We start from the raw sequence: 21,069 nt of genomic DNA, 5'->3' as shown, positions 1-21,069 counted from the left end.
AAAAAACCTAAACTATAATACTATCTCATCAGTTGTTCTCTATGATTCCGCCGCCAAGAACAATATCTCCATCATAGAGAACACAGGACTGACCAGGTGTTATGGCTCTCTGTGGCTCATCAAAGGATACAGATGCTCTTCCGCCCTCAAGAGCCTTTACAGTAGCAGGCTGTTCCTTGTGCTTATAGCGGATCTTGGCACTGCATCTGATGTCACCCTGTGGCACCTCTCCAGTGATCCAGTGGAAGTCCCTTACCACAAAATCCGTTGTAAAAAGATCTTCATTATCAGCCAGAATAACCCTGTTATTAGGTACATCAAGCTTAGTAACATAAAGCCTTCTATCAGCAGGAATTCCAAGGCCCCTTCTCTGACCTATGGTATAACCTATGATTCCATCATGCTTCCCAAGGACATTCCCATCCTTATCAACAAAATCCCCCTTAGGATAATCCTTATTCCTGTAACGCTTAATCATAGCTGCATAGTCACCATCTGGAACAAAGCAGATATCCTGGCTTTCGCTCTTATGGGAGGTCACAAACTCGTTACTTTCTGCAATCTCTCTTACCTCACCCTTAGTGTAGTCACCAAGTGGGAATAAGGTATGAGAAAGCTGCTCCTCAGTAAGATCATAAAGAACATAGCTCTGATCCTTGTTAAGATCCTTAGCCTTAAGAAGGTAGAAATGTCCATCTCTTTCCTCTATTCTGGCATAGTGACCTGTCACAATATAATCATAGCCAAGCTCCAGTCCCTTCTTATAGAGACTGTCAAACTTAAGATACTTATTACATCTGATGCAGGGATTAGGTGTCTCACCCTTTTCATAGCTGCAGACAAAGGGCTCAATAACCTTTTGCTGAAACTCCACCTCATAATGGTAGATATTATAAGGAATACCTATTTTATCGCAGACTGCCCTGGCATCCTGAGTATCATTAAGACTACAGCAGGTGCCAAAAAGGTCCTCTCCGATCATATCATTTTCATAAAGACGCATAGTACAGCCCATGCACTCATAGCCCTTTTCATGTGTAAGGAAAGCTGCAACAGAACTGTCCACGCCGCCGCTCATGGCAACAAGCGCCTTTTTATTTAAACTATCACTCATATAAAACCTCACGGATTAAATTACTACATCCATTTTATCAGATAATGATCATTTGTCCTCATCATCTAAATCAGTGCTTTCAAACAGCTCTTTCCAAAGGTCTCCGCCTTCCCCTGAAAAGCTGAACATTGTCTTTTCTATATTATCCAATGTAATGGAAAAAGAAATAGCGGCCTTCTTGCACTGATCCACAGACTGTTCATCCAGGATATAATCAAACTTCCTCATTTCATCAAAGAGAACTCGGCGCTGAATTTCATTGCCTTCCTCATACATTCTGGCAGCCTTGTTAAGAAGATATTTGATCTCAGGAATCTCTCTTGGATCCTGTTTAAGCTCTTCCATTCTTACATTCAGCTCATTGAGAGTCTCCTCATCAATACCCTCTGCAGCTCCTCTGTGCCTTTGGATGCTAGTCTTATTGGCTGGGCAAAAGATATCAATATCAAAGATACCATTAAGATCATAGGAAAAGCGCACATCTGCATAGACCTCTCCGCTTGGCTTAGCCGGGATATCAAAGGTAATGGTATCTAGAAGAAGGTTACTGGACGCAGTTTTCTTCTCTCCCTGATAGATGTTAAAGGTAAGCTTCGTCTGATAGTCAGATACAGTGTAGTACCTCTGGGTTCTACTGGTTGGCAGGGTCCTGTTCTTAGGAATAATGGTAGACATTACATCTCCAACAACATCAACTCCCAATGAGAAAGGACAAATATCAGTCATAACAATATCTTTGACCATTTCCTTCCTTAAGTTGATACCTGTCACAATGCCAACACCGCGGCAAATAGCCACATCACCGTCATTATCAAGAATAACCTTTCCTCCAAATAAAGATTCCAGATATGCCCTTACAATAGGCATCTTGGAGGATCCGCCCACCATGATAACACCAGAAATATCCTCAATCTCAAGCATGGCATCATTCATAAGTCTTTTAAGAACAATAGTAAGCTTCTTAAAAATAGGAGTAGAAATGTTGATAAGTTCCTGTCTGTTTAAGCGATATGAAAACTCTTTTCCCTTAAGAGTCACCTGAGTTTCTATCTCATCCTCTGTAGAAAGAGCTATCTTTATTCCCTCAGCTATGTTAAGAAGAATTGCCTGCTCCTTTTTATCAAGATGTAACCACTCAAGATCTGCCTTACTGCAGATATCCATGGCGATAGCTTCATTGAAGTCCTTGCCACCAAGACTGTTGTCTCCAGATATATTGCAGATCTCTACCACGTTATCAAAGGCATCAACCAAGGTAACATCTAAGGTTCCGCCTCCAAAGTCAAAGATAATGAACTTCTCATCCTGATCCATATGACTGATATGATAAGAAAGAGCCGCAGCTGAAGGCTCATTAACAAGCTGAGTAACCTTAACTCCTGCCTTAATTCCAGCGATACGTGTAGCCTCCCTTTGATGATCATCAAAATAGGCAGGCACACTGATAACTGCAGAATCAACCTTCTCCCCTATATACTTTTCAGCGTCAGCCACAAGCTTTTTTATCACGATGGCAGAAAGCTCCACTGGAGTGTAAGATCCAGCCTTACCAAGATTGTATTTAACATCTCTGCCCATCTGCCTCTTAAATTCACGGACCGTATTATCCGGATCTGTAATAAGTCTCTCCCTGGCTGTCTTACCCACGATCACATTTTTATCCTTGTCAAAAGATACTACGGAAGGGGTAAGGAATTCACCAAACTCGTTGGGAATAAGCCTTATGCCTTCACCTTCCCATACACTGACAAGACTATTTGTCGTTCCTAGATCTATTCCAACTATCATATAACTTTCCTCGTTTTACAACTTTAATATCAGGGCATTTCTTTTCAATACCCTTTACTATATTTCTCATATCATCTGCCATAAGCTCATAGTTTTTGGTGACAGAATAATCAATACGGCACATGCATATAACTCTGTTACTGTTCTTCTCACTGACATACCCATCTGCAGATATCCATTCAATATCTTCATACCTGAATATATAAAGAGAACCGGAAGCAATAAATACCAGGAAATCATCCAACGCGTAAACTGCAAACTTTTCGCTCTTATACACATCTGGATACATCATCTGTATCATAGCTTCCACCAGGTCCTTGTGAGCACGCCTAGTATAGCTACGCATACTATAAAATACGGCCAGTAAAAACAAAAGCATTATTATCAGAACAATGCTACCCACAATAATCTCTGGCTTAGTCTCTCCAGCAATGCAAAAGCAAAAAGCCCCAAAAGCTATCATTCCAAACACAAAAACAAGTGAATAATGAGCTAAATAAGTAGCTCCAATATCTGTATGAAGAAGATATGATGATGTAAATTTAATCTTCTTCTCAGCAAGCATTTTGGTATAAAAAGCATGAATTCGCTCTTTATCCTCAGGATTCGCCCCATCTTCGTAGAGATTACCACAGGCTTCTCTCTTTTCCTCAATAAGTGAACGAACATCTTCCAGAACACCTATAAGATTATTCTGATACCCAAGTATTCTGCCATCGATCATGGATAGTGTTATTCGCGCAGATTTATTCTTGCTATCGGGATGATACATATGGCTTTCCTTTATCTTGTTGTATGGGACAAGATGAATACCTTTATGATCTACTATAATAAGGTATCTTTCGAAGAAACAAAGATCACCATTGGCTGTCCTCTTAGCTTTTCCGTTTGATATATCATTCTTGAGTTCTTGTCTTACCGGCGATTTGATCTTGAAAAAACTAAGCAAATAACCGATAGTCCAGCATCCAGTTGCAAACGCCAAAATAGTAAAAATCACAATCAGCGGAAAGCATACAATTCCTACAGTCTTTACCAAAACAATCAGATATCCCAGCTTTGGCATTTCAAGGTAGTAAAGAGGCGCAAGACACAAGCAAATAACAGTCAAAATCAGGAACGTAGCAACAAGTTTAAAATTATGCAGCTCCCTTCCCCAGAAATAATAGTCTGAAAAGAGCCGTGCTTTACCGTTCTTATCAGGTTCATAGGGCATAAGCATATTAAACCTGTTCATCTTCATCTCATGGGCTCTCTTACTTGTAGATCTAAGAAGCATTGTGAGAATGGCCTGGTAATCTACAAAACCCACAGAAAAGCTAATTATCTTTTTGCCTTTATTGTCACGGATAGACAGTCTTCCAGTTCTTTCATTGATGTCAAAAGAGGTCTCTCTTAATAGATAGCATCTGGTCCTAGGTCCAATAATATACAGATAGGTGGTACTAAGAACAAATCTCACCTTATTAAAGTGCCATAAACCTCTTGCAAATATCCATCCAACATAATCAGAGTAAGCTCCCTCATCTGCGATCTTGATAAACAATCTGGTGACATCATCATAGCCAAGCTTATACTTGTAATTCTTAGCGCTCACAAGATCAGGATTATAGAGCTTGGCAAGCCTACTCTTAAGTGCTTCAAATTCCGAACCCTTCCTGCCTTGTATAAGCTTATTATCTAAAGCCTTTATCATATCCTTACTAAAGCATGGTATCTGGCTTATAAGCTCTATAAGCTCTGAAACAAGAACGCTGGTAAGGTGATCAGATATAGGCTTTTGGTCCCAGTTTGCCATCACCAGATTAACCGACTTGCCGTTGCCATAAATCTTAGGCTTTTGCTTAACCAGCTCGCAAAAGAGCTTAACCATCTTATACAAGTCCCTTTGAGCGGGAGTTAATCTATTATCTAAATAATCACCAAATTCGTACTCAGGAGCCTTCTCTTCCTCATCACTTTCTGCCTGGCCACCTGACATTTCATAATCATATTCTGGTGAATCATTATATTCTGTAGTCTCAGTTAATTTATGCTCTGCAATTTCTCTATCATCCAGAGCATTATCTTCCCTGGCTGTCTGAGCCTTACGACGCTTTGCAATCCTAAGAGCCTGCTTATAGCTGTCTCTTAGCTGCTGGAATTCCTCTGGAAATTCCACCGGGTGATATTTCTTACACATTTCAGAGTAAGCTTTTTTTATCTCTGCTTCGTCATTAGTTGGTTCTATTTCAAGCCATTGCCATATAGACTTATTCATCCCCAAAAACTCCACCAATAGTTAGTAAAGAAAAATATATAGAAAAGAGGCCTTATAAAAAGGCCCCTTGTCATTCATATAATAATCAAAGATCTGAAGTACAGCATGGGCACTTAGTTGCCTCGATATTGATCTCGCTCTTACACTTAGGGCAGATCTTAGTAGTAGGTGCCTCTTCTTCCTTCTCCTTCTTAATTCTGTCGCTTAATCTGTTCATAGCCTTAACCATGAAGAAAATAACCAGCGCCATTAAGATGAAGTTGATAACTACAGTAATGAAGGTACCATAGTTGAGAGTTGCTGCTCCTGCCTCCTTAGCGGCATCAAGAGAAGCGTAGCTGCCGCCATCAAGAACAACATACATGTTGTTAAAGTCGATACCGCCTGTAAGAAGGCTGATGACTGGCATGATAATGTCATCTACAAGTGATGTGATGATCTTCTGGAATGCACCGCCGATGATAACACCAACAGCCATGTCCATTACATTACCGCGCATGATGAACTCACGGAATTCTCCGGCAAGTCCCTTTCCTTTTCCCGCAACATCTTTAATCTTTTCTGTCATAACTACTCACTTTCTACACATTTACTGTGTCCCCATAAAAAGTTTAGTAATAAAAGTATTGGTATATACCTTGAAATTATATCATACATTGAGTAAAATGAAATAGTTGTTGCAGATGTAGTTCATCGGTAGAATACAAGCTTCCCAAGCTTGGGAGGCGGGTTCGATTCCCGTCATCTGCTCTTTGTTCTATAATAAAAGCTGATACATGACGTATCAGCTATTTTTTTGCACTTTTTTATTATTTTTGAATTCTTGTTGGACATTTGTTGGACATGGCGGAATATACTACTAATCATAAAGTGATCGTCTGCGATTTACTTTATGAGGGGTGTTTTTTATATTTCTCGTATCCCTGTTCAGTGGATACGGCGATTATCACTGCCAGGGTACTATGCCCGTGGTACCCTAGCATATACATCGTCTAAGATACTCCTGAACATTTCACTTACATTATCTTTATTTTCCCACCATCAGTAATCAATTCTATCATCAAGAAGCATACCTTCTGTCATACTTGCCCAATAATAGGAATTCATATATACGCCTCTATAGGACTTAATGGCATTTTCATCTCCATCAAGATAATCGTACATATCACATTCTATCAGCTCTGTATTGATCCTCATGGAACCACTCTTAATCTCAAGAATATCACTGATATCATATTCCTTTAATGTATCTTTAAGGCTCCTAATAATGACATCCATCTGCTTTTGCATGGATCTGTCATAAAGACCATCCTCCCAAAGTGCTGAGAAAGCTTCTGCTCTTGTAACAGTGCCGCCTCTTTGGTCTATCAGATAAGCCAGTAGCTCTTTTGACTTAGATCTCTTAAATACTACGCTCTGACCACCCACAAACAGATCAAAGTTACCAAAGGTTCTGGCTGTGGCCAGAGTCTTAGTCTCTTCATCCCTGTTATCCAGCACATATGAAAGCTCCTCAAAGAGCTTATCCTTTTCGATGGGTTTAAGAAGATAGCCTTCGGCATGGACCTTGAAGGCATCAACAGCATACTGAGAGTATCCCGTCAGAAAGATAATTGATAGCTTAGGATCTATCTCTCGCAGCTTCCCTGCCAGAGTCATACCATCCATTTCCGGCATATCAACATCCAAAAGAGCCAGTGATACTTTGGAATTTTTCATATATTCTATAGCTTCTTTAGCTGAAATAAAGCCCCTAACCTCAGAGAAAAAATCCGACTCTTCCATAAAGGAGATTGTAAGGTCAAGAACCATCTCATCGTCATCTACACAAATTGCCCGCATTTATTGCTCTTCCCGTTTGCCCGTTTATTTTTACTTATGGAGAATAAAGAATTCCGAGAGCTTCTCCAATAGCTCTTTTTTATCAATAGTCTTTAAAAAGTAGCCTTCTGGTTTAAGTGAGACCACTGCCATAACGCTTTCCTTATCACTCTTACCTGTAAGGAACATTACTGGAATGTTCTTGGTCTCCTCATCGCTTCTAAGCATTTCCAAAACCTGAGGTCCTGTGGTAACCGGCATCTCATGATCCAAAAGAATAAGATCAGCCTTGTTCTTACCAAGCCACTTGATGGCCTGAAGTCCGGAATTAGCCATGGATACTCTGTAATCATCCTTAAGCCATTCTCTGATAAGTCCAAGATAGCTGGCATCATCATCCACCACAAGAATACTCTTTTTAAATTCGCCTTTTTCAACCTTGTTAAAAAGATCTGCCACTGTACTTACGTATTCAGCATTGTCCACCGGACGAAGAAAACATTTATAGATAAGATCTTCTGGCACATGACTCTCAATAAATGCTATATCATTCTTTTCCCCAATGGGAATCATGAGCTTACCCTCATCTGTAAGCCTGTCTACAAGAAATCTTATAATATCATCGCCTGGTCTGTCCCCGTCTGCCATAAATATAGTAACCAGATCAGTGCCTTCCCAGTCATTACAAATAGCGTTGATGTTAAAGTCCTTAAAGACGCAGTCAATACCAGCATCCTTAACCTTCTGCACCAGCACTTTGACAAGGAAAGTCTCCTTTTCTCCTATTACCATAATGCGATTCTTTTGCATGTGGTCTCCTTCATACTAAATATCGTATATATTTAATCATATCACATATTACCGGTACTGATGTTGCTTTTATTTACTCAAATATTGCAATATATGAAAAAGAACTATTTATCTAACCCTTATATCAGTAAGGGCCACCTGATCTCCTGTAATAGAGACGTATACGTCCTTACTTCCATCAAGGATTGTGGTGGTATTCTCAATCTCTACGCCAAGATTTTCTGTATACACAGTGATCTTATTTCCTCTCTTGGCAAAGCGAACTGAACACTCGATTCCCTCTTTGTTCTTTTCCTTCCATTGATCCCATCCAGGGAAGGTATCCAGTCTCTTCATGGAGAAGTTATTCTCTGACAATCCCTTTTGTCCTGAAACCTCGCCATTTATCTTGATCATGGCATATCCTTTATAGTTCTCACCCCAAAGCTTTTTATCATCTGAATAAAACAGAACAATATATGGGCACTGCCATACAAGGGCTGATGCCGGAAGACTCATGGAATGGAAATCAATCCTAAGTCCGTCCTCCACAAGAACTGCCTGGGTTCCAAAGGCAATAGGCTGATCGATCTGAACATTAGGAAGGTCGGAAACCATGCGGTCTATATAGCTGACCTTATCTGCAATCTTCTTAATATCATCTGCTGCAATCCTTTGGTTGGTCTCCACAACTTCAATATCTTTAATATAACAGTTTTCTCCAGTAAGACCGATAAATGCTGACTTGGAATTATCATCAAGGGCAATGATAGCATCAAACTTACCCTTTGAGCTCTTCATTTCAATCTTAATGTGGTCTTCATATCTACCAGCAACAATTTCAAAGGATTCACCCATTCCCACAACTTTGCCCACATTATCAGAACTGTCATTCTTTTCCATACTGCCTACTTCCATGTTTCTTGCTCCTATGGAATTAAAATGTCCATCGAACCAGATCTCACTGTACTCAGTATAGAAGTATGCCTTGATGGCCCTTGGATCATAGTGTACATGACCATCAAAGGAATCAAACAAAAGAATATATGGATCACTGAACTTTCTACCCTTAATTACGAGAGGGAAGCTCTTAAACCTGATTCTTGTTAGATCCTGCTTTAGAGGAATACCTGTGGAGACAGAATCTCTGAACTGATCACACTTAAGCTCTTTTTCAAACTGAACAAGCTTATCTTCTGACCCTTCAGCAAAATCCCTGTCCATAATATCAACCATGGCTGCTGCAAACTTGGCATCATAAGTAATTCCTGCCTGCTTAATGAATTCTTCCCTTATAGTAAAGTAGGGATATGGGCCCCTATAGCCATTTGATGAAGACATAAAGTTATAAGCGTCAGCAACAGCAATGATTCTGGCGATTTCTGGAATCTCATCTCCCTTTAAGCCCTTTGGAAATCCGGAACCATCGTATCGCTCATGACTATAGATAGCATTATCACTTAGATATGGATACTCTTTAATTCTTGAAAGAATATCCCTGCTTATATCCGGTATTTTTTGAAAAGTCTTCCTGTCATCATCTGTAAGGTCTTCTGGTTTCTTGGAAAGAATCTCTATAGGAATGCTGGCTATTCCAACATCATGCAAAAGAGCTGAATAGTAAATCTCATCGCACTCTTCATCATTTTTTCCAACAGCCTTTGCTATTCTAAGTGCAAAGTCTGCAGTTCTTTTAGAATAACCATCAAAGAATGGATTTCTTTTCTCTATGGCCACAACAAAGGCATTGGCTGTCTCGTCGAAAAGGCGAAGCATACTCTTCTTCTCTTCCTGCAACTCCTTCATCTCCAGCCTGTGAGCTCTCAAAACCGTTTCGTTTATATCCAGATAGGAAAAGATATACAAAGTCATGGATACAAATACAATTGCCATATTTACAATGGATATTCCATAGGCAAAATACTGGATAACTCCTGTAATGATAGGCACGAAGATGAACAGTACCAGGGCTGTATAAATGAATTTACTAAATACCTTTCTGTAATTAACAACTACAGTATATTGAATAAGTGGGCATACAAGGGGCGTAACATAATTTAGGAAAAAACCAATACCTCTGTGATAAACATTATTTGCGTCAAAGTAATATATAAAGCCAGTAAACTGTGAAATCACAACAAGAGCCATTCCAAATAATGAGGCATAGCTTACAAAGATAAGCCTCTTTGGAATCACCGTCTGCTTTCCTTCAACCCGTAAAAGGTCCATCAGATACAGGTTAAAACCATACACCACTGCAGAAGTCAGAAAGAAAACGACAAAGTTGCTGACTCTGGTCATAATAATGCCTGTATTACTCAAATCTCCAGAGTAAAGATATGCCATCCTGTCAAAGTAAAGAAGAAAGGCTGCTATGAATTCCATAAGAATCAGAATAAGTCGCCTTCTTTTATCAAGAAATCTTGTGATAAACATTAGGATTCCAAAGGTAAAGCAGGTGGCACTAAGCGCCAGCATTATATTAATTTGATGGAGCTTTAAAAACTCAAACATATTTATCCCCTCAATGTCATTTGCCTATAAGCTCTTCCATTGCTTCCCACTCAAAGCCCTTAAGCATTTTATTTAATGATTTTATTACTTCTCCCTCTTTTTCTGGAAGCTTGTATTCATTAAGCTGACCCAGGATCATTTCTACTGAGTCATAGTCCATCATAGGAATCAGCTCTTTTAACGCCTCAAAGGCATCCTTAAGCTCATCCTCAGGAATAGGCTCCTTGCCTTCATCTGACTCGATGCCGCCCTTGATAAGTGCCAGCTTATCCTTATAAGCTGCGTAATCATCAAGGAACTGATCTGTATTCTCATGGATGAAGTTCTCATCCTTATGGTTACCTGCATCCTCAAGCTTTTCTGCCAGCTCTGATAAAGCCTTGGCTCCAATGATACGGGCTGAGCTCTTAAGAGAGTGAACCTTGATGGTATAAAGTCTTATATTATTGGTGTCGTAGGCTTCTCTTATTACCTTTGAATTGTCATCGATGGTATCAAAGAACAGCTCCAGAGCAAAGATATACGAAGAAATTCCTCCGGAATTCTTGATTCCATCCTCCACAGAAAGACCCTCAACCTCATTGATCCACTGCATGTTTTCAGGAATCTCTGTAAGCTCCTCAAATGCTTCTTCAGCAGTAGGCTTCTCCATCATAGACTCTGGAATGTGCTTCATAATTGTCTTTTCAAGAAGCTCACTTTCGACAGGCTTAGGAAGATAACCATTAAAGCCCTTGGAAATGTAGAACTCCTCACCTGCCGTTGCATTGGCCGTAAGAGCATATACAGGAAGGTCTGGATAGTACTGCCTGATAATACCAACAGTTTCTATTCCATCCATGCCAGGCATCATATGGTCAAGAAGAACCACATCAAAGTGGCTGCTCTTTATCTTATCAATAGCATCCTCTCCGCTTTCCGCAGTAGTAACAAACACTTTGGTTGCCTTAAGAAGGCCCTTGATAACACTAAGGTTCATAGGGTTATCGTCAACTACAAGAATGTCAGCATCAGGAGCAATAAACTTAGGAATGTACGGTCCTTTAGCACTCTCATTGTCATGCTCTATAAATACACCAAGCGGGGTCTCATCTACGATCTTCTGATCAAGAGTAAGGATGAACTCTGAACCCTGGCCATAGACACTTTCGCACCAAAGCTTTCCACCCATTAGCTCAGCAAATCTTCGAGAGATATCAAGGCCAAGACCTGTTCCCTGAATAGCACTGTTCTTCTCTTCGTCAAGTCTTTCATAGGCGGAAAAGAGCTTATCCATATCCTCTTCTTTAACGCCAATTCCTGTATCCTTAACAGAAAAGCGAAGGCTGCAAACATCGTTTGTTCTGGCTTCCATAGAGATATTAAGAAGGAAGCCACCCTTTTCTGTATACTTCACAGCGTTGGTAAGAAGGTTAAGAAGAATCTGCTTGATCTTACTCATATCGCCATACATACGCTTTGGAAGCATCTCATCAACTACAACGTCAAAAGTAAGCTCTTTTTCTATACTTCTGACACGAATCATGGATACAATTGAGCGTATAGCATCCTGAACGTCATACTCAAGCTCCACAAGGTGCATCTTACCAGACTCAATCTTGGAAATATCAAGAAGGTCATTGATAAGACCAAGCAATGACTCTGTGGCGTTCTTAATATCATAGGAGTAATTGATCATGGAAAGGAAATAATTCCTTGGTACTCCCGTTGGATCCTCTCTTAGGATCATTTCATTCATACCCTTAATGGTATTGATAGGGGTTCTGATCTCATGGGACATATTGGCAAGGAATCTGGACTTGGAGGTGTTAGCTCTTTCTGCCTCCTCCTTGGCCTTGCTGATCTCATCGTACTGTCTTCTAATGACTGTGGATCTCATGATTCTCCAAACCATGAAGCCTGTAATAGCCGCAAGAACCAGGGCAAATAGAATCCTTGTAAACAAAAGCTCCGCTAGTCTTGGCTCTTTTACGATCTTAAAGCTTTCATCCTGAATCACAACCAAACTAGTGGAATCAAGGACCTGAATATGCAGGGTGTAGGTTCCATAGGCAAGGTTAGTATACTCCAATGGAAAGATCTTATTTCTGTTCGCAGTAATACCGGCATCAGGTCCGCCCTCTAAGTAGATGTGGATCAGAGGATTGAGCATAGTGTAATCCATTACAGAGGCATTAACCTGGATACGGTCCTTACTTGGCGGCAGTCTATAAGTTCCATCTGCAGATGGCATAATTTTTTCATCACCGCAAAAGATTGAATTTACTCCAACCTTTAACGGAACGTTCTCTTCAAAAAAGCTGTCAACATTAACCTTTATAACACCTTCACGACCTGAAATAAAAAGATTTCCCTCATCGTCTCGTGCACAATAGGAATTGGCAGTTACAGCAAAGGGCAATCCCTTTTCAACCGTATACACCTTATAATCTGTGACGTTATCATTTATCATATCCTGTACTTTAACAGAATAAACGCCATAGGAAGACAGAATCCAAGCCACATCATTGTCGTCAATAAACAGATCGTAGTTATTGTTAAATGGGAATGTAGTAACCGCAGTAGCTACTCCATCCTTGTAATATTCAATAGAGTTAGAGGTTATGACCCATATGATATCTCTTTTCTCATCCTTTATGATCCTAAGGACAACATCACTGGTAAGGCCGTCATCACGACCAATCCTGGTGATATCATAGCCATCTATGATATACAATCCATCACCGTCAGACCCGGCAAAGATCACTCCATCGTCAACTTCCTCTACTGTAAGGAATACAGGATTCTTGATACCTAATCCAACACCAACGGTTCTTGTAACCATTCCTCGAAAGACAATAGCAAGACCATTATTTGTTCCCAGCAGTACACCGCCCTTTTCTGTAAAAGAAATACTTCTTATCTGGTTGCTGGGTAAGCCATTTGCAGTGGTGTAGGTCTTGATAGAGCCATCACTTCTCATGCATACAAGTCCAATGTCATTGGTATAGGTGCCCACCCAAAGGTTTCCTTTATCATCACCCTTGATGCAGCGAATTCGCGTACCCTCTAAAAGGTCTGTCAGTTCATTTCTTATCCTCTCACCATTTTCACGAAGGATCCTAAGTCCATTATCTGTACCAATGTAGAGCACGTTGTTGTACTGGCAGACTGCGTTGGTAACCTCTTCTGGCAGTCCTTCCTTTTCGGTGATATTGGCAAAATTGTTGGTGACAATCTTCATAACACCCTGGGTAGATGACGCAAACCACATATTTCCCTGATAGTCAGAAGTCATCATCTCAATGCCGCTATAGAAGGGCACATTAGTTACCATATGAAAGCGATTATTATCATCTATAAAACCGATCTTACTTGTTGAAGCAACCCATACTCTTCCGCAATCATAGCTAAGCCAGTGAACATCTGAAAAAGGCGACATGTCTATGCGCTTAAGATAGCTGGATCTAAATCCAAAGGTTCCATAGTATAAGTTCTTGCTTTCTGTTCCAAAATAAACCATTCCTGGATTATTAGGGTCAGCAAGAATAGAAGTAATCTTCTCAACTCCCAGATCCTGGCTTCTGTATGCCTCAGTTATTCTACATTTATCGATGGCAAACACTATACCGCTGGAACTTTGTCCATAGATTCTTCCATTGGAATCTGAATCCAATTTAAGAATTCTCTCACCTCTAAGGATTCCATCAGTGATATTTATAACGTTAAAATTCTCATCAATATAGCAAACACCTGAAGTTGTTCCTACAAAGATATTACCCTCAAGATCCTCTGCAAATTCTCTGATAGAGGAAGATGGCAGTCCTTCCTTGTAGGTAATATGGGTTCTTGTTTCGCCATCAATGACAACCACTCCGTTATCATTGGTTCCAACCCAGATTCTGCCCTTACTATCTTCAAACAAAGCTCTGGCACTGGTAAGACCATCTTCAGTACTAAGCCTGTCAAAGGCAGATCCATCATAGCGAATAACACCACTATAGCCGCCAATCCAAACATGGCCCTTATTTGACCCTATTAGGAACATGGCATCAGAGGTAGGAAGTCCGTTAGAAGCATCATAAACTTCAGCAGAATAACCCACCCCTTCTATCTGCCCGGTTGCAGCATATCCGCCGCCGTACCCATCATATATTTCATTAGTACTACTTCCATCAGATTCATAGCTATTTGCCCTTACAACAGCACTTGGCAAAAGAGCTGTCATAAAAAGGGCAGCTACTGATAACGAAGCTATGATCCTGACCTTAAGATTTCTTTTACTCACAGATAAACTCCTTACAAAGTTTATGATCAAATGTTCCTGTTGTACTTTCTGTAAACAACCTTAACTTCAGCGATGGCATCAACAAATACTTCTACGCACTTAGGATCAAAGGCAGTGCCTGACCCTTCTCTTATCATATTCATGGCCTCATCAAAGGAGAAAGGCTTCTTGTAGACTCTTTCAGAAGTCAGGGCATCGAACTCATCTGCAACGGCCATGATTCTTGCTGAAAGGGGAATTACCTCACCGTGAAGGCCCTCGGGATAACCTGTTCCATCCCATCTTTCATGATGATAAGCTGCCATGTTCCTGGCTTCCTTAAGGTAGTTATCTCCTTCAATAGTTGAAATAGCATTCTCCATAATCTGCTTACCTGCAATAGTATGGGACTTTATGATCTCATACTCATCGTCAGTCAGTTTTCCGTGCTTATTAAGGACGCTGTCAGAGATATTGATCTTACCTATGTCATGAAGAGGCGCACTTCGGATAACATCGGACATAAACTTAGGAGTCATCTTTCCTGCATAGTAGCCCTTTTCCTTAAGCCCCTCTACAATAATCTTTACATAAGCTGCAGTTTTCTGGGTGTGGGAGCCAGTGTCGGAATCTCTTTTCTCAACAAGATCCGCCATGGTAATGATAAGTCCATCCTGCATCTTGGCTGTGCTTTCAGAGAAATGCCTGATACTGCGCATCTGCTCAGCCTGGTTAAGAGCCATATCACAGATGGAATGATAGAGCTTTTCTACCTCATCATCTGTGTGAACATCATAGTTTCTAAGCTCCTTGATAGCTTCATCCAGCTTCTTTTGATCATCCCCCGCCTTAATGAACTTCTCAACACCCATGGCAATGGTGTTAATAGGATAAACCATGTAAGCGCCGGTATTCCAAAGACCATAAGCAAGGATTGAGATCAGAATTCCGGACATAATAAGGAAAATCTTTGCAAAGAAATTCCCTATATAATTGGGGATATACTCCAGTGTTGCATCAGCACCAGCATATGCCACACATTCTCCCTTAGAGTTATATATAGGATAATAGGCAGTCAAAAGCCACTTCCACTCACCCCTTGATTCCACAGTTGGTATCTTTTTTCCTGCAAGAAGGTCATCCAGATAAGGCTTAAAGGGTTCTTCTATAGGTACGCTTTCTCCAGGGGCAAAGCCTTCAGTATCATCATTAAAGCCCAATTGTTCATACTCTTTTGATGCATCCAAATCGAAAATAAAGGTACACTTATATTTATCTATCTTGACTATGTATAGATAGCCGATTCCAACGGCGTTATCTCTAATCTTATATAAAAGCTCCTCTGTTTCCTTATAACCAGGGGCTGATTCACCTTCTTTAAGGTAATCATCAACCATTTCAGGATCAACAACAGAGGCAGCAAATTTAGCGGCATTTACGACTACCTCTCTTTTCTCCTCAAGTTTCTCTTCAAAATAGAATCGGAGCTCTATCCAGCTCATGATGATAATGATCATGAAGGATACGCCAAGAAGAACCAGCGCAAGTCTAGCTCTCATGGAATATCTCGTACTCTTACCCCACAGCTTCATAGACCTCATTTCATCGTCTGAGAGAGGTCTCTGTCTCCACCTGCCATCTCTAATTCGCTTTAATATCCTTTCTGGAATCAGCGAGAAACAGATAATAGCAATAAAAAGACATATGGCCATATCCACAATGTTTACGATGATATTGACCAGCATAAAGGACAAGAATGTTGGAAGCCCTGTGGCTGCAGAAATTCCATTAACAGAATCTATAAGGAATTCTATCTGGGGACCATGAAAAAGAAACCACTGAATTCCGGCGCTTCCGCCTCCGCTTATTATTCCGGAAAGAACAATAAATAAAACTGTGGTCTTAACGTTATGGTAGGAATACTTTTTGACAAAGGCTGCGGTAAAAATGGCTATAAGAACGCTTATAACGCCAAAATACATGGACACCTCAATAAAGACGTTGCAGACCATATTGGTAATGATACCGGTGAGAATACCAGGCAGTGCACCACCAATAGCAGCCACCGCTATAGTGCCTGCTGTATTCAAAAACATAGGGACTTTTAAATACTTTGCCAGAAGTGTTAGTAGAACATTAAGAATAACTCCAATTCCTATGGAGCCAAGTCTTAGAATTACGTCACGATTAGCTTTGTGTGAATAACGCTTCACGAATACATCCTCCAATACCCATAACTGTAAGAACTGTATGTATTAAGAATATCACAATTATGGTGATTAATTGTCTAAATACAGATTTATTTTATCCTTTTCCTCTTCTTTTAACTGATTTTCTGACTCTTTGTCTGACATCCATGGAAAGCTCACTGTCCCTGTCCGTAATATCCTGGTCTACAGCTCCGCCATAAAGGATCCCGTAATAAATATCAAAAACACTGCTTACATCATCTTTAAGCTCTGGTGATGCCAGCAAAACATAGTCAGATAAAAGACCTCTGTCGATAAAATCGCCCTTGTTTCCTTTGAGGAGAGCTTTTTTGATCATATCCACATCCATTCTGACCTTCATGGCTTTGCCAGCCCTTTTGTATCTTAGCTTTCTGATAAAGAAGGTTCCCGCAATCAGTATCACAACTAAAAGAATTATGCTGATGACCACAAGAGCTGCCAGATACAAAACCTTAATGGTGGTATTATCAGAAGGTTCTTCATCGATTTCTGATTTTTCCACATCTATAAGTGGCGGTATTTCCGGAACCTGGGCTATAGCCACTTTGTTTGCCGCTACCTTATCTTCCTTAGCCTTAGCATGCCAGGAGTAATCCGCAGCTGTCATAAAGGTGCTTGTAGGCTCAAAGGGAACCCAGCCCACATTCTCTATATAGGCTTCAGGCCAGGTATGGGCGCAGCTTCCATCTACCACATAAGATTCCTGTTGCTCAAAGGGATAGACATAGCGGTAGCCAAAACACACCCTTGCTGGGATTCCTGAAAGTCTTAGCATCATCACCATGGCTGAAGTATAGTGGACGCAGTATCCTTCTTTGTTTTCAAACAGGAACCTATCTGCAATATCTGAAAGACCTGCAGCGCTGCTCATATCAAGGTCTCCCCCCGAAGCCCCTGAAACACTGGTATTATACTTGTACTGCCTAAGATACCCTTCAATCACCTTACATTTGTCATAATCATTCTGTATCCCCTCAGTAACGGTACTTGTAAGGCTCTTAAGCTCTTCTCCAACCCCGGTAGTATCCAGATACTGGTCAAAAGAGCTATCTCTTTTAGAAATCTTTGTCTCGTAGTCCTCTTTGGATATAAGATCCTGAAGCTCTATGCCATAGAGCATATCCACATACTCACAGGCCTCTTCATAGGACATGGTAATGTCACTACCACTGCCCTTTGCATTTTTCATCATTTCAATAAGGTACGGGCTTCCATAATCGATATCTATATAGCTTGCACTTAAAGAATAGCCCTTTTTATGCCTTTTACTACTTACACCATCTGTAAGTACACTGCCATTACTTAGAAGCTTAAAGGACGCCATTGGCGCTATTTCATCACAGGTATCAAGATAGACGTACTCAACTTCAAGCTTGGCGGTCTTGGAAAATAGAAAAGCATATTCCTTATCAACGCCGTTTTCATGAAGGAGCGACACGAAGCTTATGAGATTCTCTATGTCAGAGCCTCTTCCACCAGCAAGGTAAATAGTCCGTCTCATCTTCATCCTTACGTTTGTTTCTTCATCAACGAAATTAACGTAGGGTTTATCAGACGTTCTAATTATTATCTGCTGCTTGGCTGAGCCAGTGATCTTGCCGCCTTTAACATTAAGAGAGTTATAACCCGTGTAATAGGAATCCTCTGAAAAAGCAGACGAAAACACATAGGATGCATTGTTAGCCATGGTTATAATAGAATTTATCACTCTCTGACCGGCATCAACGACCTTAGTCCAGTCTATAGGATCGCTCTTCATGGGAATTATCGCCACAAGAATTGCCATGACCACAAAATAGTAAAAGGGAAAGCTACTCTTTCTCTTTTCAAAAACAACACTCTGAACTGTAGAAAAAGTAAGGATCACAAGAAAAACAAATAAGAGCTTATCTGCTATTTTGCCTCCCTTAAAGCAGCCACAGATAAAGAAAAGGCAGATGGCTATCACATCCAATACAAGAATGCCATATTGGATCACCATCTCTTTAAATGGCATAAAAACAACTAAAAGCCTTAAGAGTGCTGCGCAAATTACCGCTATCTCAGCGTAGGGCCAAAGATTTAGCTCTTTTAACACAAAGAACAAAACTATAGCTGGAAGAACTGAAAATATTGAAGACGCAGCATTATCTACAAGCCTTCTAAAAAGATATTCAAGTAGGCAGTAAAACAAATAAAAACATGACACTAAAAGGGCAAAAATAGCCCCCTGGAATTCAAAGCTCTCACCCTTTATTAAAAGAAAGACAGAAAGCCCAATATAAAAGCATGCAAAAGAAAACAGAAAAGCCTTAAGCTCATCCGCAAACAAGGTAGTAATCGTCTTCCTTGCATCTGTCCTCTCTGATGATGATACAGGTTTCACCAGCCCTGTCATTACTTGCTGCCTCCAACGTCATACTCTGTAGCTTGTTATAATCCTCATCTGAACTGTAAAAGATTCCATCAGCCACCAGGTTATAAAACTCAAGGAAGCTGTCGTAGGAATCCACCACATACTCTGTTATCTTCCCAGAAGGATATATGATCTTTACAGGAACCATCTGCTCTCCAAAGTGCCATGCAATGGACACTGCAAATTCCAGGAACTGATCTCTTTGTTTTAGAAATTCTATATCCTGATCTATCTCTTTAACGTCCACGGCCTGCATCAGGATAGAGACAGTTCTTTTCTCCATTCTGTCTGGAATTCTTACATAAAGGTCATTTAGCCTTGCAGATACCTTCCAGTTGATCTGCCTGTAGGAATCCCCCTTCTGATATGGCCTTACGTCACTTCCCGGAATATCCTCATAGAGCCTGTCGCTCTTAAAACCGCTATTATTAACAATGTTCTCAATATCAAGGATTCTGTCGGCGTCATGAGTGATTCTGGGACTTACAATAGCCCTGAAGGAATACGGAATATCTATCTGGAGGGTGAAGATTCCAAAGGGATCAGTAAAGGCCACCTTCTCTATTCCAACGTAGTAGGCTCCTGCGTATCTGCAGCTAATTATTGAGGTCAGCTCTTTTTTCTCAAAGATAGAAAGAGATATCTCCTGACCATCAGCAATATCAAAGAGATTACATCTGTCAGAATAAAGAAATATCTTCATCCGGTGGATCGGAAGGATTCCGGCATTATCAAAAGATGCACGAAAGCGATGCTCCTCACCCTTTGTCAGCTTGTGAACCTCGATTTCCTGATAGATTCTAAGGAAATGGTAGTTCACCACAATATAAATAATGGATATGGGAATTATCAAAAGAACACCGTAAAGAAGCGCATAAGAAACAGGCCCTCCATAAAAACTTGAAAATGTAAGGCTTCCCCCCAGCTCGATAAGATATAGTATTAGTCCTACTCTATGGATCTTGATCTTCATGGCACTTTCACTTGTGTAAGGATCTTATTAACTATGTCCTCTTTAGTCACCTTGCTAAGCTTAGATTCTGTCGAAAGCACAAGCCTGTGCGGAATAGAGAGCTTGGCTGCCTCTGCAATATCCTCAGGGATACAGTAGTCCCTTCCGTCTATATAGGCTATAGCCTGAGCGCAGCGAAGCAATGATAAAAGAGCCCTTGGTGATGCACCGCAAGATACTTCCGCTTTATTTCTGGTGGCCTCTATTATCTGAACTGCATAGGCTCTTAGGTTGTCATGAATAGTAACCTTTTGGCACTCCTTCTGCATTTCAAGAATATCTTGTCCAGAGCACACAGACTCAGTCTTTTCATGAAGGCTTCCCTCAAGGAATCTCTTTGCCATATCTTCAGAAGCAGAAGAATCCGGATAGCCTACAGATAATTTCATCATGAATCTGTCAAGGGAGGCCTCCGGTAATGGATATGTGCCCGCCATCTGGGAAGGATTCTGAGTTCCGATTACCATAAAGGGCTCTGGAACCGGGATATCTTTTCCATCAATAGTTATCCTATGCTCCTCCATAACCTCCAAAAGGGCAGACTGGGTCTTGGGCGATGTTCTATTAAGCTCATCTGCCAAAACAATATTATTATTTACCGGACCTGGAACAATCTGAAAGCTTTCATTTGAGGAACTGTAGATAGAAAGGCCAGTGATATCCGCAGGTGTTGTATCCGGCGTACACTGTATCCTTGAAAAAGAAACGGAAATAGAATCGGCAAGTGCTTTGGCAAGAGACGTTTTCCCCACTCCCGGAACATCCTCTAAAAGGACATGTCCCTGCGCAATTAGACAGATGATGACTTTCCTTATTACATCATCCTTTCCGATTAGTCTTTTCCTGATGTTTTCTGTCAAACTGATGATTGTCGTATTCTCTTTTCCCATATTGCCCCC

Annotated in this window: 12 protein-coding genes and 1 tRNA gene; 1 reads left to right on the top strand and 12 read right to left on the bottom strand. The window is 40.6% G+C overall.

The genetic code is table 11. The annotated features are described in order from the left end of the window. Positions 1 to 28 precede the first annotated feature (28 nt). The 4 genes from mnmA to mscL all read right to left on the bottom strand — a co-directional run bounded on the left by mnmA (position 29) and on the right by mscL (position 5,730). Positions 29 to 1,114 carry a tRNA 2-thiouridine(34) synthase MnmA gene (mnmA, locus tag T541_RS0101890; RefSeq protein WP_026651092.1) on the bottom strand — a complete coding sequence of 362 codons (1,086 nt, stop codon included), beginning with the start codon at positions 1,112 to 1,114 and terminating at the stop codon, positions 29 to 31. A gap of 48 nt (positions 1,115 to 1,162) precedes the next feature. Next, a complete protein-coding gene (locus T541_RS18550; protein WP_051538042.1) occupies positions 1,163 to 2,902 on the bottom strand; it encodes an Hsp70 family protein in 1,740 nt (579 codons plus the stop codon). Further along, a complete protein-coding gene (locus tag T541_RS0101880; protein ID WP_026651091.1) occupies positions 2,868 to 5,162 on the bottom strand; it encodes a J domain-containing protein in 2,295 nt (764 codons plus the stop codon). The genes T541_RS18550 and T541_RS0101880 overlap by 35 nt, the downstream gene beginning before the upstream one ends. An 85-nt stretch (positions 5,163 to 5,247) precedes the next feature. Further along, on the bottom strand, positions 5,248 to 5,730 hold the full coding sequence (mscL, locus tag T541_RS0101875) for a large conductance mechanosensitive channel protein MscL (protein WP_051538041.1): 483 nt from the start codon (positions 5,728 to 5,730) through the stop codon (positions 5,248 to 5,250). A 111-nt stretch (positions 5,731 to 5,841) separates the two neighbouring features. Here mscL and T541_RS0101870 point away from each other — a divergent pair. Then, positions 5,842 to 5,912 (top strand) — tRNA-Gly (locus T541_RS0101870). Between the two features lie 291 nt (positions 5,913 to 6,203). Here T541_RS0101870 and T541_RS0101865 read toward each other — a convergent pair. The 8 genes from T541_RS0101865 to T541_RS0101830 form a co-directional block, all read right to left on the bottom strand. Beyond that, positions 6,204 to 7,004: a response regulator gene (locus T541_RS0101865; protein WP_026651089.1), complete on the bottom strand. Its 801-nt coding sequence runs from the start codon at positions 7,002 to 7,004 to the stop codon at positions 6,204 to 6,206. Between the two features lie 30 nt (positions 7,005 to 7,034). Beyond that, positions 7,035 to 7,793: a response regulator gene (locus tag T541_RS0101860; RefSeq protein ID WP_026651088.1), complete on the bottom strand. Its 759-nt coding sequence runs from the start codon at positions 7,791 to 7,793 to the stop codon at positions 7,035 to 7,037. A 108-nt stretch (positions 7,794 to 7,901) separates the two neighbouring features. Then, a complete protein-coding gene (locus T541_RS0101855; RefSeq protein WP_026651087.1) occupies positions 7,902 to 10,286 on the bottom strand; it encodes an HD-GYP domain-containing protein in 2,385 nt (794 codons plus the stop codon). Positions 10,287 to 10,302: 16 nt separating this feature from the next. Continuing rightward, positions 10,303 to 14,553, bottom strand: coding sequence for an ATP-binding protein (locus T541_RS18545; RefSeq protein WP_051538040.1), 4,251 nt, complete (start codon positions 14,551 to 14,553; stop codon positions 10,303 to 10,305). Positions 14,554 to 14,579: 26 nt separating this feature from the next. Beyond that, positions 14,580 to 16,745, bottom strand: coding sequence for an HD-GYP domain-containing protein (locus T541_RS0101845; RefSeq protein ID WP_026651086.1), 2,166 nt, complete (start codon positions 16,743 to 16,745; stop codon positions 14,580 to 14,582). Between the two features lie 91 nt (positions 16,746 to 16,836). Further along, on the bottom strand, positions 16,837 to 19,140 hold the full coding sequence (locus T541_RS0101840; protein ID WP_081779822.1) for a transglutaminase-like domain-containing protein: 2,304 nt from the start codon (positions 19,138 to 19,140) through the stop codon (positions 16,837 to 16,839). Then, positions 19,061 to 20,131: a DUF58 domain-containing protein gene (locus T541_RS0101835; protein ID WP_026651084.1), complete on the bottom strand. Its 1,071-nt coding sequence runs from the start codon at positions 20,129 to 20,131 to the stop codon at positions 19,061 to 19,063. The genes T541_RS0101840 and T541_RS0101835 overlap by 80 nt, the downstream gene beginning before the upstream one ends. Beyond that, a complete protein-coding gene (locus tag T541_RS0101830; RefSeq protein WP_026651083.1) occupies positions 20,128 to 21,060 on the bottom strand; it encodes an AAA family ATPase in 933 nt (310 codons plus the stop codon). Before T541_RS0101830 ends, T541_RS0101835 begins: the two co-directional genes overlap by 4 nt. Between the last annotated feature and the right edge of the window lie 9 nt (positions 21,061 to 21,069).

Source organism: Butyrivibrio proteoclasticus P6B7, from assembly GCF_000622085.1.
Taxonomy (GTDB): Bacteria; Bacillota; Clostridia; order Lachnospirales; family Lachnospiraceae; genus Butyrivibrio; species Butyrivibrio proteoclasticus_A.
This window is presented reverse-complemented; position numbering and strand designations above follow the sequence as displayed.

Excerpts from the sequence above, each read along its gene's own strand:
- T541_RS0101835 (WP_026651084.1), bottom strand. The coding sequence starts at position 20,131 with ATGAAGATCAAGATCCATAGAGTAGGACTAATACTATATCTTATCGAG.
- T541_RS0101865 (WP_026651089.1), bottom strand. The coding sequence starts at position 7,004 with ATGCGGGCAATTTGTGTAGATGACGATGAGATGGTTCTTGACCTTACA.
- T541_RS0101830 (WP_026651083.1), bottom strand. The coding sequence starts at position 21,060 with ATGGGAAAAGAGAATACGACAATCATCAGTTTGACAGAAAACATCAGG.
- T541_RS0101855 (WP_026651087.1), bottom strand. The coding sequence starts at position 10,286 with ATGTTTGAGTTTTTAAAGCTCCATCAAATTAATATAATGCTGGCGCTT.
- T541_RS0101860 (WP_026651088.1), bottom strand. The coding sequence starts at position 7,793 with ATGCAAAAGAATCGCATTATGGTAATAGGAGAAAAGGAGACTTTCCTT.
- mscL (WP_051538041.1), bottom strand. The coding sequence starts at position 5,730 with ATGACAGAAAAGATTAAAGATGTTGCGGGAAAAGGAAAGGGACTTGCC.
- T541_RS18550 (WP_051538042.1), bottom strand. The coding sequence starts at position 2,902 with ATGATAGTTGGAATAGATCTAGGAACGACAAATAGTCTTGTCAGTGTA.
- T541_RS0101880 (WP_026651091.1), bottom strand. The coding sequence starts at position 5,162 with ATGAATAAGTCTATATGGCAATGGCTTGAAATAGAACCAACTAATGAC.
- mnmA (WP_026651092.1), bottom strand. The coding sequence starts at position 1,114 with ATGAGTGATAGTTTAAATAAAAAGGCGCTTGTTGCCATGAGCGGCGGC.
- T541_RS0101840 (WP_081779822.1), bottom strand. The coding sequence starts at position 19,140 with ATGACAGGGCTGGTGAAACCTGTATCATCATCAGAGAGGACAGATGCA.